This is a genomic window from Amycolatopsis sp. NPDC051061 (genome assembly GCF_040682935.1).
Classification (GTDB): Bacteria; Actinomycetota; Actinomycetes; order Mycobacteriales; family Pseudonocardiaceae; genus Amycolatopsis.
Map to the genome: position 1 here is coordinate 106,306 of NZ_JBFBBZ010000021.1, position 14,231 is coordinate 120,536.

Sequence of the window (14,231 nt, forward strand, 5' to 3'; positions counted from 1 at the left end):
TGGTCAGCTGCGGTTCGCGTCCTTGCGCTCGGGCTCCGAAGGTGAGCCGAGGCGGCCCGAGGCCCACTCCGTCACGCGGCGGGCGACATCCTGGGCCGTCAGGCCGATCCGCCCCAAAACCTCGTCCCGGCTGCCCAGGTCGTGGAACGTCTGCGGCACCGCCAGGTCCCTCAGCGGGACGTCGCACTCCGCGTCGCGGAACATCGCCGCCAGCGCCGAGCCGAAGCCGCCGTGGCGGCCGCTGTCCTCCACCGTCACCACCAGCTTGTGCTGGGACGCCAGGGCCACCAGCTCGGCCGGCACCGGCAGCACCCAGCGCGGGTCGACCACCGTCACGCCGATGCCCTGGTCGGCGAGCCGGTCCGCGGCCGCCAAGCCCAGCGTCGCGAACGGGCCGACCGTCACCAGCAGGACGTCCGCCCCTTCCTTCGGGCGGCGCAGCACGTCGACCGTGCCCATCCGCTCGACCGCCGCGACGTCCGTGCCGACCTTGCCCTTCGAGAAGCGCAGCGCCGTCGGGCCGTCGGACACCGCCACGGCTTCGCGCAGCTCCTCCCGCAGCGTCGCCGGGTCGCGCGGGGCGGCGACGCGCATGCCCGGCACCATGCCCAGCAGCGAGAGGTCCCACATGCCGTGGTGGCTCGGGCCGTCCGGGCCGGTGATGCCGGCGCGGTCCAGCACCAGCGTCACCGGCTGGCGGTGCAGCGCGACGTCCATCAGCACCTGGTCGAACGCGCGGTTGAGGAACGTCGAGTAGATCGCGACCACCGGGTGCCGGCCGCCCATCGCCAGCCCGGCCGCCGACGTCACCGCGTGCTGCTCGGCGATGCCGACGTCGTACCAGCGGTCCGGGAACGCCTCGGCGAACTTGTCGAGGCCGGTCGAGCGCAGCATCGCCGCCGTGATCGCGACGACGTCCTCGCGCTCGGCGCCGATCTTCGCCAGCTCGTCACCGAACACGCCGGTCCAGCTCGGGCCCTTCACCGGCGGCAGGCCGGTCTCCGGGTCGATCGGGTCGGTCTGGTGCATCTGGTCGTGCTCGTTGTTGACCGCGGGCGCGTAGCCGTGGCCCTTCTCGGTCACCACGTGCACGATCACCGCGCCGCCGAACGTCTTCGCGCTGTGCAGGGCCTTCTCGAGCGCCACCTGGTCGTGGCCGTCGACCGGGCCGAGGTACTTCAGGCCGAGGTCGGAGAACATCGCCTGCGGGCTCAGCGCGTCCTTCAGCCCGGCCTTCGCGGCGTGCAGCGCGGCGTAGATCGGCTTGCCGACGACCGGGGTGTGCTTGAGGATCTCGCGGCCGCCGTCGAGGAGCCGCTCGTAACCGGGCTGCAGGCGCAGCGCCGCGAGGTGGTCGGCGAGGCCGCCGATGGTCGGCGAGTAGGAGCGGCCGTTGTCGTTGATGACGATGACGACCGGGCGCTCGCGGTGCGCGGCGATGTTGTTGAGCGCCTCCCAGCACATGCCGCCGGTGAGCGCGCCGTCGCCGACGACGGCGACCGCGTGCCGCTCGCCGCCGTCCAGGGTGAACGCCTTCGCCAGTCCGTCCACATAGGACAGTGCGGAGGAGGCGTGGCTGCTCTCGACCCAGTCGTGGTCACTCTCCGCGCGCGACGGGTAGCCGGTGACGCCGCCGGTCTGGCGCAGCCGGTCGAAGCCGTCCGCGCGGCCGGTGACGATCTTGTGCACGTAGGCCTGGTGCCCGACGTCCCAGACGATCGCGTCGCGCGGCGAGTCGAACACGCGGTGCAACGCGAGGGTCAGCTCGACGACGCCGAGGTTCGGCCCCAGGTGCCCGCCGGCGCGGCGGACCTTGTCGACGAGGAAGTCCCGGATCTCGGCGGACAGTTCGCCGAGGTCCTCGACACTCATGCGCTTCAGGTCCGCCGGTCCGTTGACGGACTCCAGCAACGTCACTCGTCTCCACCTCACTAGTTCGGCACGCCCCGCGTCCGGCCAGTCTACGGAGGACGGCCACCGCCCTTCCGCCCGCCGCGTCCGGCGTCACAGGCGGAGCGCGATCACCCGTCATCTCCCGGGGTGAACCTCGTCTCCCGGTCGTGCTGTGGCGGTCACGCGGTGTGGCCATGAGAATGGGGTTCATGGCGGATTTCTTCATCGGCGGCGACTGGGTGGACGCGATCGGCGGCGGCCGGCGGGAGATCCGCTGCCCGGCCGACGGCTCCCTGGTCGCGACGGTCGCCGAGGGCACCGCCAAGGACACCGAGGCCGCGATCGCGGCGGCGCGCCGGGCGTTCGACACCGGCCCGTGGCCCGGCACGCCCGCCCACCTGCGCGGCGACCTGCTGCTGCGCACCGCGGACCTGCTGGACCGCGACGCGGAGGCGTTCGCCCGCGCCGAGTCGCTCGACACCGGCAAGCGCCTGGTCGAGAGCCGCTACGACATGGCCGACATCGCCGCCTGCCTGCGCTACTTCGGCAAGCTCGCGGCCCAGGACGCGGGCCGCGTCGTCGACACCGGCAACCCGGACGCGTTCAGCCGGATCGTGCACGAACCGGTCGGCGTCTGCGGGCTGATCACGCCGTGGAACTACCCGCTGCTGCAGACCGTGTGGAAGATCGCGCCGGCGCTGGCCGCGGGCAACACGTTCGTGCTCAAGCCCAGCGAGCTGACGCCGCACACCTCGATCCTGTTCTTGAAGCTGCTCACCGAGGCGGGCCTGTCCGCGGGCGTCGGGAACCTGGTGCTGGGCGCGGGCGCGGAGGTGGGCGCGCCGCTTTCGGAGCACCCGGACGTCGACCTCGTGTCGTTCACCGGTGGGCTCGCGACCGGTCGCGTCATTGCCGCCGCGGCGGCCGCGACGGTCAAGAAAGTGGCGCTGGAGCTGGGCGGGAAGAACCCGAACGTGGTCTTCGCCGACGCCGACTTCGAGACGGCGGTCGACTACGCGCTGACGGCGGTGTTCCTGCACTCCGGCCAGGTGTGCTCGGCGGGCGCGCGGCTGATCGTGCAGCGGGAGTGGCACGACGAGTTCGTCGATGAGCTGGTGCGCCGGGCCGAGCGGATCCGCCTCGGCGGCCCGTTCGACACCCACGCGGAAACCGGGCCGCTGATCTCGGCGGCGCACCGGTCGAAGATCGAGGCCTACGTCGCCGCGGCGCTGGCCGAGGGAGCGGTGCTGCGCACGGGCGGCCGCCGACCGGACGACCCGGCGCTGGCCGATGGCTTCTACTACCTGCCGACCATCCTGGACCAGGTGAAACAGGGTTCGTCGGCGGTCGTCGACGAGTCGTTCGGGCCGGTGCTGACGGTCGAGACGTTCACCGACGAGGACGACGCGGTCCGCATCGCCAACGACACCCACTACGGCCTGGCCGGGGCGGTGTTCACGAACGACGCTTCGCGGGCGCAGCGCGTGGCCGGGCGGTTGCGCCACGGCACGATCTGGATCAACGACTTCCACCCGTACCTGCCGCAGGCCGAGTGGGGCGGCTACAAGCAGTCCGGGTTCGGCCGCGAGCTGGGCCCGACGGGGCTCGGCGAGTACACCGAGGTCAAGCACATCTACCAGAACCTGCGGCCGGCGCCGCAGCGCTGGTTCGCTGGCTGAGCGGTGTCCCTCGATCGGGATCCACCGATCGGCCCAGTGCGGAAAACGTGCTCGGAAAGCCGTTTGCGGCGTTTTATGCTGCGGGGCGTGACGCGAGCTTGGCAGATTCCCCGAGCGGTGGCGGCTGCCCGCAGTGTGACGGTCATCACCGACAAAACTCAGGACAGCAGCGCCACGCACTCCACGTGGTGGGTCATCGGGAAGGCGTCGAACGCCCGCAGGTCCGTCAAGCCGTAACCGTGCGAAGTGAAGGTCGCCAGGTCGCGGGCCAGAGCCGCGGGGTCGCACGCCACGTAGACGATCCGGTCCGGCGCACCCGCCACGATCGACTCCACCACCGCCTTGCCCGCCCCCTTGCGCGGCGGGTCCAGCACCACGACGTCCACCGGCTTCGCGGCGTCCGCCAGCATGTGCTCGACACGCCCGGCCTGCCAGGACACCTGCGGCAGGTCGGCCAGGTTCTTTTCGCCGTCGGCGACCGCGCGCCGGCCGGACTCGATCGCCAGCACCCGCCCCGAGGGGCCGACCTGCGAAGCCAGCACCGACGCGAACAGCCCGACCCCGGCGTAGAGGTCCCAGGCGGATCCGCCCACGGGCGCCTCCGCCCACTCCGCCACGACCGCGGCCAGCGTCGACGCCGCCGCCGGGTGGACCTGCCAGAAGCCGTGCGCGTCGAGCTGCCAGTCGCGGCCCGCCGCGTGCTGGACCGCCACGCCGCCGGCCAGCTGGCGCGCGCGGACCTTGCCCCGGACCGTCGACAGCTCCCGCACGTGCACACCGCCGTCGCCGTCGCCGGTGACCTCGATCTCGCTGCCGGGCCGCCAGCGCCGCGCCAGGACGTCGTCGAGCTCGCCCGGGAGCGCGATCGGGCAGTCTTCGAGGGCCACCACCCGGTGGCTGTGGTGGGCGCGCAGGCCCGCGCGCCCGTCGCGGTCGGCGACCAGCCGGACGCGGCTGCGCCAGTCCAGCGGACCGCCTTCGAGGGCCTCCACGACGACCTCGCGCTCGATGCCGGCCAGCCGCTGGAGCTGCTCCGCCACGACGGCAGCCTTCAAGTCACGTTGGTACGCGGGGGCCGCGTGCTGCCAGTCGCAGCCGCCACAGCCGCCCGGCACCGCCAGGGGGCACGGCGGCTCGACCCGGAATTCCGACGCCGAAAGCACCTCGATCGCGTCGCCGCGGCAGAACGAACCGCCGTTGTCCTCGGTGACCTCGACGCGGACCTGCTCGCCCGGCAGCGCGTGCCGGACGAACACCACGCGGCCGTCGGCGCGCGCGACGCAGTGGCCGCCGTGCGCCACCGCTCCGACCTCGACCTCGAGGACCCGGCCCAACCAGCTCGTCATTCGGCCGGCTCCTTCGGCTTCGGTGCCGTGACCGGCTTCCCGTTGGGCGAGAAGCCACGGCGGACGTCGCCGGCCGCGGGCCGCTCGTTGCGGACGCGCGCGGCCGCCTTGGCCGAGGACTCCAGCTGCCACGGCACGCTCGCCACGATCACGCCGGACTGGAACAGCAGGCGGCCCTTGAGCCGCAGCGCGCTCTGGTTGTGCAGCACCTGTTCCCACCAGTGCCCGACCACGTACTCCGGGATGAACACCGTGACCACGTTGCGCGGGTTGTCCCCGCGCACGCGCTTCACGTAGTCCAGCACCGGTTTCGTGATCTCGCGGTAGGGCGACTCGACGACCTTCAGCGGCACCTTGAAGTTGTGGGCGTCCCATTCGGCGGTCAAGCGCCGGGTGTCCGCATCGTCCACATTGACCGTGACGGCTTCGAGGACGTCCGGGCGCATCGCCTTGGCGTAGGCCAGCGCGCGCAGCGTCGGACGGTGCAGTTTGGACACCAGCACGATCGCGTGGTTGCGCGACGGCAGCACGGTCGGGGTGTCGCCGAGATCCTTCAGCTCGTCGGCGACGCGGTCGTAGTGCTTCCGGATCGCCGTCATGAGCACGAAGATCGCGATCATCGCCGCGATCGCGATCCACGCGCCGAGCAGGAACTTGGTGATGAGGACGATCACCAGCACGATGCCGGTCATGGTCAGGCCGACCGCGTTGACCGTCTGCGAGCGCCGCATCCGCCGCCGCTTGCCGGGGTCGGTTTCCCTGGCCAGCAACCGGTTCCAGTGCCGGATCATGCCGGCCTGGCTCACCGTGAACGACACGAACACGCCCACGATGTAGAGCTGGATGAGCCGGGTCACCTCGGCGTCGAACGCGATGATCAGCACCAGCGCGAACGCCGACAGGAACAGGATCCCGTTGGAGAAGGCCAGCCGGTCGCCGCGGGTGTGCAGCTGCCGCGGCAGGTAGCGGTCCTGCGCGAGGATCGAGCCCAGCACCGGGAAGCCGTTGAACGCGGTGTTCGCGGCCAGCAGCAGGATGATGCCGGTGGAGAAGGAGATGTAGTAGAACGCCGGCGGGAAGTCGGCGAACACCGCGTGCGCGATCTGCGCGACGATCGTCTTCTGCTCGTAGCCGGCCGGCGCGCCCGCGAGCTGCTTCGCCGGGTCCTCGGCGAACTTGACGTCGGTGATCGTGGCCAGCGTGATGATGCCGACCAGCATGGTCACCGCGAGCAGGCCCATCATCAGCAGCGTCGTCGCCGCGTTCTTCGACTTGGGCTTCTGGAACGCCGGGACGCCGTTGCTGATCGCCTCGACCCCGGTCAGCGCCGCTGCGCCGGAGGAGAACGCCCGCAGCACCAGGAACGCGTACGCGACGCCTGCGAAGGTCCCCTCGGCGTTCAGCGTGAACCCGGCGCTCTCGGCCTTCATCTCGGTCCCGGTGGCCGCCTGGACGAGGCCCCACACGACCATGATCATGATGCCCGCGATGAACCCGTATGTCGGGATCGCGAAGGCCTTCCCCGACTCCCGGATGCCGCGCAGGTTCAGCGAGGTCAGCACGACCACGATGACGATCGAGGCGAGCACTTTGTGCTGCGCCACCCACGGGACGGCGGACCCGATGTTGGCCACACCGGACGAAGTGGACACCGCGACCGTCAGCACGTAGTCGACGAGCAGCGCGCTCGCCACGGTCAGCCCGAACTTCCCGCCCAGGTTCGTGTTGGCGACCTCGTAGTCACCGCCGCCGCTCGGGTACGCGTGCACGTTCTGCCGGTAGGACGCGACGACGACCAGCATGACCAGGGCGACCATGATGCCGATCCACGGCGCCAGCGCGTAGGCGGACAGGCCCGCGACGCTCAGCGTCAGGAAAATCTCTTCCGGCGCGTACGCCACGCTCGAGAGCGCGTCGGACGCGAAAATCGGCAGCGCGATGCGCTTGGGCAGGAGCGTGTGAGCGAGCCTGTCACTGCGGAACGGACGTCCGAGGACCAGGCGTTTCAGCACGGTCGGGAACTTCGACACCACGGAAGCCTAACGGGCGGCCCGCAGGGTAGGTTCGGCGCTGGCATGTCGGGGTAGGTACGGACGGGTTAACCGCCGAAGAGGAGGCAGGGCGTGCACGTGGTGATCATGGGATGCGGCCGGGTAGGCGCGTCCCTGGCCGCTGCGCTGGAGCGGCTCGGCCACGAGGTGGCCGTCATCGACAAGAGCCAGCAGGCGTTCCGCCGGCTCGGCAGCGACTTCCACGGCCAGCAGGTCGTCGGGGTCGGGTTCGACCGCAAGGTGCTGATCGAAGCGGGTATCGAGCGGGCCGGCGCGTTCGCCGCGGTGTCCAGCGGCGACAACTCGAACATCATCTCCGCGCGGGTCGCGCGCGAGAACTTCGACATCGAGCACGTCGTCGCGCGGATCTACGACCACAAGCGCGCGGCCGTGTACGAGCGGCTGGGCATCCCGACGGTGGCGACCGTGCCGTGGACCACCGACCGGTTCCTGCGCACGCTGCTGCCGGACGGCGTCGCGTCGGCGTGGCGGGACCCGTCGGGCAACGTCGCGCTGCTGCAGCTGCCGCTGCACGAGGGCTGGGTCGGGCACTCCGTCCGGTCCCTGCAGGAGGCGTCCGGCGCGCGGGTGGCGTTCATCATGCGCTTCGGCACCGCCGTGCTGCCGGACACGAAGACCGTGGTGCAGGCCGACGACGATGTCTGGGTGGCCGCCCGGTCGGGCACCGTCAGCGACGTCACGAGCGTGGCGCAGCGCGAACCGGAGGACGAGGACTGATGCGGGTCGCGATTGCCGGCGCGGGCGCGGTGGGGCGCTCGATCGCCAACGAGCTGATCGACGGCAGGCACCAGGTGATGCTCATCGAGCGGGAGGCCGACCAGTTCGAGCCGCAGAGCGTCGAGCAGGCCGACTGGGTGCTGGGCGACGCCTGCGAGGTGTCGATCCTGGAGGAGTCCGGGATCGAGCAGTGCGACGTCGTGATCGCCGCCACCGGCGACGACAAGGCGAACCTCGTCGTATCGCTGCTGGCCAAGACGGAGTTCGCGGTGCGCCGGGTGGTGGCGCGGGTGAACAACCCGGCCAACGAGTGGCTGTTCACCGACGCCTGGGGCGTCGACGTCGCCGTGTCGACCCCGCGGATGCTCGCGGCGATGGTCGAGGAGGCGGTCAGCGTCGGCGACCTGGTCCGGCTGATGACGTTCCGGCAGAGCAACGCGAACCTCGTCGAGCTGACCCTGCCGGCGGAAACCCCCCTGGCCGGCAAGCCGGTGAGCGACTTGACGCTGCCCCGCGACGCGGCCTTGGTGACCATCCTGCGCGGCGACCGCGTGATCGTGCCGCAGCCGGAGGACCCCCTGGAACCGGGCGACGAGCTGCTGTTCGTCGCGACAGCGGACGTCGAGCCGGAGATCCGGACGGCTTTGGGTTACTGAGTTCGCTCACGGAGAAGGCCCCCGGCTCGCGTGCCGGGGGCCTTTCTCGTGGTCTGGTGCCGGGGGTGAGACGACTTCAAAGGGTCGTTCATGTCGTCGGGCGGCAGGGGTCCGGCAAAGTCGTCACGGTTCGGTGCCCGTGGTTCGCCAAAGGTCGCGCCCACCGACTCCGCGGCGAACCGAACGTCGCGAATGAGTCATTGGCGGCGTCGGATGTCCCCCATGACTCATTCGCGACGCGGGGCCTCAGGAAACGCCGAAGCTCGCGCCTTCTTCGTGGTCTGGTGCCGCGGGCGAGACGACAGGAAAGGGTCGTTCAGGTCGTCGGACGAGGTGAAAGAGTCGTTCACGGCGTCGCAGCCGCCCGACCCCACTCCGCGGCGCGCAAAACTGTCGGTGCTCGCCGGTAGAGTGGAAAACGGGGGCGCCCCCACGCGCGGGGGTTGCGGCCGCGGGTCAGGCCTCGGGGGCCTGGGCGTACTTCTCGCGCAGCCGGGCCTCGACCTCGGCGTCGGTCTCCGGCTGGGGCTCGTCCTCCGCCTGCGCCTTCAGCCGCTTGTCCGACCGGCGCACCGCCCAGACCACCACCAGCAGCCCCAGCGCGTACAGCGGGTACCCCATCGCGATCTTCGCGAAGGCCAGCCAGCCGGTGTAGTCCTCCTGGTAGAGCCACCGCTGGACGATGAACCGGGCGGCGAACACCAGCGCCAGGGCCAGGGTCGCGATGTCGTAGCCGTAGCGGGACGGCTTGTCCTTGCGCCACGCCTGCCCGGTGCCGTTCAGCACGTTCCAGACGACGCCCGCGATCGGCCAGCGCACGACCACCGACAGCACGAAGATGCCGCAATACACCAGACTCGCGTAGATCCCGAAGAGGAAAAACCCCTTCGCGGACCCGGTGCGGTAGGCGATGAACGCCGCGATCGCGACGCCGAAGAAACCGGAGATCGCCGGCTGCAGGGGCTCCTTGCGGACCACCCGCAGCACGGTGATCGCCACGGCGCTCCCCACCGACGTCCAGATGGCGGCGGTCAGGCCGAAGAAAGCGTTCGCCAGGACGAAGACGATCACCGGCACCGACGAGTAGATCAGGCCGGAGACGCCGCCCATCTGCTCGAGCAGGGTCGGCTGCGGTTCTTCTTCCGCGTCGGTCTTCTTCTCGCTCGGGGCGGGTTCAGTCACGATGGGTGATCAACTCACTGGGCTCTGGAGCTCGTAATAGGGGTTGTACAGCACCTTCTGGCCGTCACGCTCGGCCATCCGGCCGCGCACCTTGATCGTCCGGCCAGGCTCGATGCCCGGGATCCGGCGGCGGCCGAGCCAGATTAGCGTCACGCCCTGTGTCCCGTCGAACAGCTCCGCCTCCAGCGTGGCGGCTTCGTTCGTCGGGCAGAGCTCCACGCTGCGGAGTCTCCCCATCACGGTGACCTCTTCGCCGGACCGGCAGTCGCAGGCCCGCTGCGCGCCCTCGGCGCCGGACCTCATCGACATCTCATCGGCGTCGAGTTCGTCGACGTCGCTGGTCAGCTTGCGTACCAGCCGGCTGAAGTAGCCGCCGTCTTTGGCGGACATAGGTGCTCCTGTGCTCCGGGGCCCCGACAAACTGCTTGCGGCCCGTGCCATTCCAGCGTACTGCGGTCCCCGCCAGGGAAACGCCTTTGCGCAAAGATCGCAACGTGACGTCCGCGATCAGAGTTCCCGCCGCGGTGCTGCTGCCCGGCACCGGCTCGGACGAGGTGTTCGTCCGGGCGGTCTTCGCCGGCCCGCTGCGCGCCCTCGGTGTCCCGCTCATCGCGCCACCGCCGCCGCCCGGTGCGGCCGTGGCCGACGGCTCCCTGGCGACGCTGGACGCGCTGGCGGACGAATACGGCGAACTGCTCGTAGGCGGCATTTCGTTCGGCGCCCACCTCGCCGCGGAGTGGGCGGTGGCCAATCCGGGCCGTTGCGGGGGCCTGCTGGCCGCCCTCCCGGCCTGGAACGGCCGTCCGGACCAAGCACCCGCATCGCTGGCCGCGACGCTGTCGGCGGATCTGGTGGCCGGCTCCGGGGTCGGCGCGGCGCTGGCGCAGACGGCGGGCAGCCCGGACTGGCTGCGGGCGGAACTGGACCGGGCGTGGCGCCGCCACGGCGACGGGCTGGCGGCCGGTCTGCGCGTCGCCGCGGGCCGGCCCTCCCCCACCCTCGGCGAACTGGCGGCCCTCGACGTCCCGGCCGGGATCGGCACGTGCACCGACGACCCGATCCACCCGACGAAAGTCGCGTCGGAGTGGGCCCGGGCCCTCCCCCGCGCGGCGCTCGGCGAGACGACGCTCACGGCGCTGGGCGCGGACCGCGAATCCCTCGGCCGGGCGACCGTCCTCGCCTTCCTGACGGCCCGCCAAAAGCCGTGAAGGCCCCCTTACCGGCCATAAGAGCCGGTAAGGGGGCCTTCACGGCCTTGAGCGTCAGCCCTGTTGCTGCTGGGCCGCGATGTGCTCGGCGACGGCTTCGGGCAGCGTGATCGTGAGCGGGGTGCGGACCGGCATCGGCGCGTCACCGCGGTCGACGATCGTGCGCCGCACGATCCCCCGCAGCACCTCGACCGCCGCCGCGGCCTCCGACTGCGGCCCGGCGATGACGCCGCGCAGCATCCAGCGCGGCCGGTCGATGCCGACGAAGCGCAGCGAGACGTCGCCGACGATGGCCGAGATCTCCAGGCCCCACACGCCGCGGCCGATGTTGACCTTGGCGCCGTCGGCCCGCAGCTGCTCGGCGAGCTCGGTGCTCACCTCGCGCCAGAGGCCGCCCGAGCGTGGCGCGGCGTAGGCGCTGACCGTGATCTGGCCCTGCTCGGTGACGACGTGCACAGCGCGCACGCCCCCGGTCTCGGGGTCCATCTCGACCTGCACCTGGGATCCGTCGGGCACCGGCACCTTCACCGAGCCGAGGTCGATCCGCGGGACGCCGTCGTCCTCGAAGTCCGCGACGTCGAACGGGCCGTCGGAGACGTCCGACAGCTCCTCGTCCTCGTCCTCGATCGTGTCGTCGGCTCCGGGCGCGGCGTGCCGTCCGGCGGGCCCGTCCTCGGTCCGCCGCTTGCGTCCGAAAATCCCCACTACTTCTCCGTTCCTTCCCCAGCCCCGGCGCTCGCCGCGAGCGCGTGTGCTCCCAGTGTGGCGTGTCCGCCCGTGGAGCCGTAGCCGCCGGCACCCCGTTCGGTGGCGTCGAGCTCGGCGACCTCGACGAACTCGGCGTGCTCGACCCGCTGCACGACCAGCTGGGCGATGCGGTCGCCGCGCGCGAGCTTCACCTGGTGCACCGGATCGTGGTTGATCAGGCAGACCTTGATCTCCCCGCGGTACCCCGCGTCGATCGTGCCCGGCGTGTTCACCACCGAGAGGCCGACCCGGGCCGCCAGGCCCGACCGCGGGTGGACGAACCCCGCGTAACCCGGGGGCAGCGCGATCGCGACACCGGTGCCGACCACCCCGCGTTCCCCGGGCTCGAGGACGATATCCGAGGTGGTGACGAGGTCGGCGCCCGCGTCGCCCGGCCGGGCGTAGGCGGGCAGCGGGACATCCGGGTCGAGCCGGGAGAGGAGTACCTGAACGCTGGACACGGGCGGCGAGATTACTCTCTACCCGTGGGTGAATCTGCGAAGACGGCCTCGAGTGCCGCGGTCCGGCACTCCGAACGGCTCTACGTGCCGTGGTGGGGCTGGCCGCTGCCGGTGCTGGGCGCGATCCTGCTCGCGGCCGAGGTCGACATGGGCTACCCGGGCGTCCGGGCGTGGCTGCCGTACGTGATCGCGCTGCCGGTCGTCGTGGGGCTGATGCTGTCGCTGGGCCGGGCGAAGGTCCGCGTCACCGGCGGTGACGAGCCGGAGCTGTGGGTGGGCGACGCGCACCTGCCGCTGCGCTACGCCGGGCAGGTCGAGATCTTCGACAAGGACGCCAAGCGCAAGGCGCTGGGCCGCGACGGCGACCCGGCCGCCTACGTGCTGCACCGGGGATGGGTGGGTCCGGTCGTGCGGATCACGCTCACCGATCCCGCCGACCCGACGCCGTACTGGCTGTTCAGCACCCGGCACCCCGAGCGCGTCGCCGAGCTGGTCAAGGGCGCCTGACCCCGGCTCCGGCCCCAGGACATGGGAAGGGGGCCGGCCTGCCGGCCGGCCCCCTTGTCCCCAGCGCGCTTCGAGCCTCCCCCTTCACTGCTTTTCGAATACCGCCTGTCGAGCACTGCCCTCGAGGCTCTCCGTCGCGTCTGTTCGTCCCCTGAATCCCTGTCCGAGATCCCGCGCGGTCAGGCGCAGTCGCGGCAGATCAGGCGTCCGCCGCTCTCCTCGGCCAGCCGGCTGCGGTGGTGCACCAGGAAGCACACGGAGCAGGTGAATTCATCAGCCTGCTTCGGCACCACCTTCACGGTCATGTCCTCACCGGAAAGCCCGGAGAGGTCCGCACCCGGCAGCTCGAAGTTCTCGGCGGTCGCGTCCTCGTCGACGTCGACGACGCCGGACTGGTTCTCGTTGCGCCGGGCCTTGAGCTCCTCCAACGAGTCTTCGGCCAGCTCGTCGGCTTCGCTGCGGCGCGGAGCGTCGTAGTCGGTAGCCATGTGTCCCTCACCCCTGCGATCAGCTTGTGTAGTCGTTTTCCCGGACCCCCGGGTGCGCCCGTGAGTCCGCCGTGCCGCTGGTCAACGTTCCAGGGCCGCTGTTTGTGCCCGACGGCCGAAGTGACCGAGGTCTCTTCTTTATGGTCCTCTTCCTGCGGCCGGAGCCCGGGAAGGGTAGCTCACGCCCGCGACGGTTCTGCAACGAGTCAGACATTGCCCTGGAATCGTCACCCGACAGGGGGAACCCGCAGGTAAGACGTGTCGTCGTCCATTCGGGTTGCCCGCGGGTGGAGAACTTCACCGGCGGCCTGTGTCCGCTTGCCCCCGCCGACCCCGCCGTGGTGCGATCGCCGCACGGGGAACTGGCGCGGGCGGGGCCCGCGGCCACGCGCGCGGCACGGCAAAACCGGCGGGGTGACCCGGGACGGCGGGTGCCGGCCGCAGCGCCTAGGCTCATCGGCCACGACGGTGCCGGGTTCGCCCGGTCGGTTTCGGTGTTCGGGAAGGGACGGGCAGGTGGCGTCGGGGAACGGCAGCGAGGACCGTGGGGCGCGGCCGTATCGCAAGCACAAGCCGCTGCCGGCGCTGATCGTCATCGGGGTGCTCGCGCTGGGCGCGATCGTCGTCTGGATCAACGCAGCCGTCGGAAAGGGCGACGTCGACGAGGCCGTCCGCTGCGACCCGGCCGCGAGCCCGCCGCCGGGTGTCACGTTCAGCACCCTCCCCCACAACGCCCTCGACGATCGCGCGCCGGTGCCGCCGGACAAGGTCGCCGTGAAGGTGCTCAACGCCTCCGGCACCCGCGGCCAGGGCGGCATCACCACCACTTCGCTCAAGGAGCTGGGCTTCACGGGCACCGGGGAACCGGCCAACGACCCCGCCTACGAAGGCCGCGAGGCCAAGTGCCGCGGCCAGATCCGCTTCGGCGAGAGCGGCATCACCGCCGCCCGGACGCTCAGCCTCGTGGCCCCCTGCGTCGAGCTGGTCCAGGACAACCGCAAGGACGCGAGCGTCGACCTGGTCACGGGGACGCTCTTCGGGGACCTCCGGCCCCGCGCGGAGGCCCGCCAGATCCTCACCCAGCTCGCCGACTGGTCCAAGACCCACCAGGGCGGCGGGTCGAACGAGCAGTCGGCGGGAGCGAAGGCCCCGGTCATCGACCAGACGCTGCTGGCCTCGGCCCGCGACGTCGCCTGCTGACCCAAGCGCCCCAATGTGGCCTTCGGTGCGTTCAACGCACCCAAGGGGCCCTTCGGTGCGTTGAACGCAACCAAG

Annotated in this window: 13 protein-coding genes and 1 pseudogene; 6 read left to right on the forward strand and 8 right to left on the reverse strand. The window is 71.4% G+C overall.

Annotation, left to right across the window (positions count from 1 at the left end):
* Positions 1-3: 3 nt before the first annotated feature.
* The gene (gene dxs / locus AB0N03_RS27155) at positions 4-1,917 is read right to left on the reverse strand and encodes a 1-deoxy-D-xylulose-5-phosphate synthase (protein ID WP_364377257.1); all 1,914 of its coding nucleotides are present in this window, start codon (positions 1,915-1,917) and stop codon (positions 4-6) included.
* A gap of 185 nt (positions 1,918-2,102) precedes the next feature.
* Here dxs and AB0N03_RS27160 point away from each other — a divergent pair, with 185 nt between their 5' ends.
* A complete protein-coding gene (locus AB0N03_RS27160; RefSeq protein ID WP_364377259.1) occupies positions 2,103-3,572 on the forward strand; it encodes an aldehyde dehydrogenase family protein in 1,470 nt (489 codons plus the stop codon).
* A gap of 158 nt (positions 3,573-3,730) precedes the next feature.
* Here the strand turns inward: AB0N03_RS27160 and AB0N03_RS27165 are convergent, their stop codons facing one another.
* Positions 3,731-4,918: a TRAM domain-containing protein gene (locus AB0N03_RS27165; protein ID WP_364377261.1), complete on the reverse strand. Its 1,188-nt coding sequence runs from the start codon at positions 4,916-4,918 to the stop codon at positions 3,731-3,733.
* Positions 4,915-6,948 (reverse strand): APC family permease, encoded by a 2,034-nt coding sequence (locus AB0N03_RS27170; protein ID WP_364377263.1) that lies wholly within the window; start codon positions 6,946-6,948, stop codon positions 4,915-4,917. The genes AB0N03_RS27165 and AB0N03_RS27170 overlap by 4 nt, the downstream gene beginning before the upstream one ends.
* A gap of 84 nt (positions 6,949-7,032) precedes the next feature.
* On the opposite strand from AB0N03_RS27170, the pseudogene AB0N03_RS27175 reads away from it, so the two are divergent.
* Positions 7,033-7,707 (forward strand): annotated as a pseudogene (locus AB0N03_RS27175) (TrkA family potassium uptake protein); the annotation flags it as partial.
* Positions 7,707-8,363 (forward strand): TrkA family potassium uptake protein, encoded by a 657-nt coding sequence (locus AB0N03_RS27180; protein ID WP_364377265.1) that lies wholly within the window; start codon positions 7,707-7,709, stop codon positions 8,361-8,363. The pseudogene AB0N03_RS27175 and the gene AB0N03_RS27180, both read left to right, overlap by 1 nt.
* Positions 8,364-8,819: 456 nt before the next feature.
* Here AB0N03_RS27180 and AB0N03_RS27185 read toward each other — a convergent pair whose 3' ends face one another.
* A complete protein-coding gene (locus tag AB0N03_RS27185) occupies positions 8,820-9,545 on the reverse strand; it encodes a DUF3159 domain-containing protein (RefSeq protein ID WP_364377267.1) in 726 nt (241 codons plus the stop codon).
* Between the two features lie 9 nt (positions 9,546-9,554).
* Positions 9,555-9,935: an OB-fold nucleic acid binding domain-containing protein gene (locus AB0N03_RS27190; RefSeq protein ID WP_072480405.1), complete on the reverse strand. Its 381-nt coding sequence runs from the start codon at positions 9,933-9,935 to the stop codon at positions 9,555-9,557.
* Between the two features lie 134 nt (positions 9,936-10,069).
* Here AB0N03_RS27190 and AB0N03_RS27195 point away from each other — a divergent pair, with 134 nt between their 5' ends.
* Positions 10,070-10,753, forward strand: coding sequence for an alpha/beta hydrolase (locus AB0N03_RS27195; RefSeq protein ID WP_364377368.1), 684 nt, complete (start codon positions 10,070-10,072; stop codon positions 10,751-10,753).
* 54 nt (positions 10,754-10,807) lie between these two features.
* Here the strand turns inward: AB0N03_RS27195 and AB0N03_RS27200 are convergent, their stop codons facing one another.
* Entirely contained in the window at positions 10,808-11,458 is a 651-nt protein-coding gene (locus tag AB0N03_RS27200; protein WP_364377269.1) for a DUF3710 domain-containing protein, read from the reverse strand.
* Positions 11,458-11,961 carry a dUTP diphosphatase gene (gene dut, locus AB0N03_RS27205; RefSeq protein WP_364377271.1) on the reverse strand — a complete coding sequence of 168 codons (504 nt, stop codon included), beginning with the start codon at positions 11,959-11,961 and terminating at the stop codon, positions 11,458-11,460. The genes AB0N03_RS27200 and dut overlap by 1 nt, the downstream gene beginning before the upstream one ends.
* Before the next feature lie 24 nt (positions 11,962-11,985).
* Between dut and AB0N03_RS27210 the strand changes: the two genes are divergently transcribed.
* Positions 11,986-12,468 carry a DUF3093 domain-containing protein gene (locus tag AB0N03_RS27210; protein ID WP_364377272.1) on the forward strand — a complete coding sequence of 161 codons (483 nt, stop codon included), beginning with the start codon at positions 11,986-11,988 and terminating at the stop codon, positions 12,466-12,468.
* Positions 12,469-12,647: 179 nt separating this feature from the next.
* Here AB0N03_RS27210 and AB0N03_RS27215 read toward each other — a convergent pair whose 3' ends face one another.
* Positions 12,648-12,956: a DUF4193 domain-containing protein gene (locus tag AB0N03_RS27215; RefSeq protein ID WP_086676737.1), complete on the reverse strand. Its 309-nt coding sequence runs from the start codon at positions 12,954-12,956 to the stop codon at positions 12,648-12,650.
* A gap of 516 nt (positions 12,957-13,472) precedes the next feature.
* Between AB0N03_RS27215 and cei the strand changes: the two genes are divergently transcribed.
* Entirely contained in the window at positions 13,473-14,156 is a 684-nt protein-coding gene (cei, locus tag AB0N03_RS27220; protein ID WP_364377274.1) for an envelope integrity protein Cei, read from the forward strand.
* Positions 14,157-14,231 lie beyond the last annotated feature (75 nt).

Bases quoted from the DNA above. Each gene is read 5' to 3' on its own strand.
- AB0N03_RS27165 (WP_364377261.1), bottom strand. From the start codon at position 4,918: ATGACGAGCTGGTTGGGCCGGGTCCTCGAGGTCGAGGTCGGAGCGGTG.
- AB0N03_RS27215 (WP_086676737.1), bottom strand. From the start codon at position 12,956: ATGGCTACCGACTACGACGCTCCGCGCCGCAGCGAAGCCGACGAGCTG.
- AB0N03_RS27160 (WP_364377259.1), top strand. From the start codon at position 2,103: ATGGCGGATTTCTTCATCGGCGGCGACTGGGTGGACGCGATCGGCGGC.
- AB0N03_RS27190 (WP_072480405.1), bottom strand. From the start codon at position 9,935: ATGTCCGCCAAAGACGGCGGCTACTTCAGCCGGCTGGTACGCAAGCTG.
- AB0N03_RS27180 (WP_364377265.1), top strand. From the start codon at position 7,707: ATGCGGGTCGCGATTGCCGGCGCGGGCGCGGTGGGGCGCTCGATCGCC.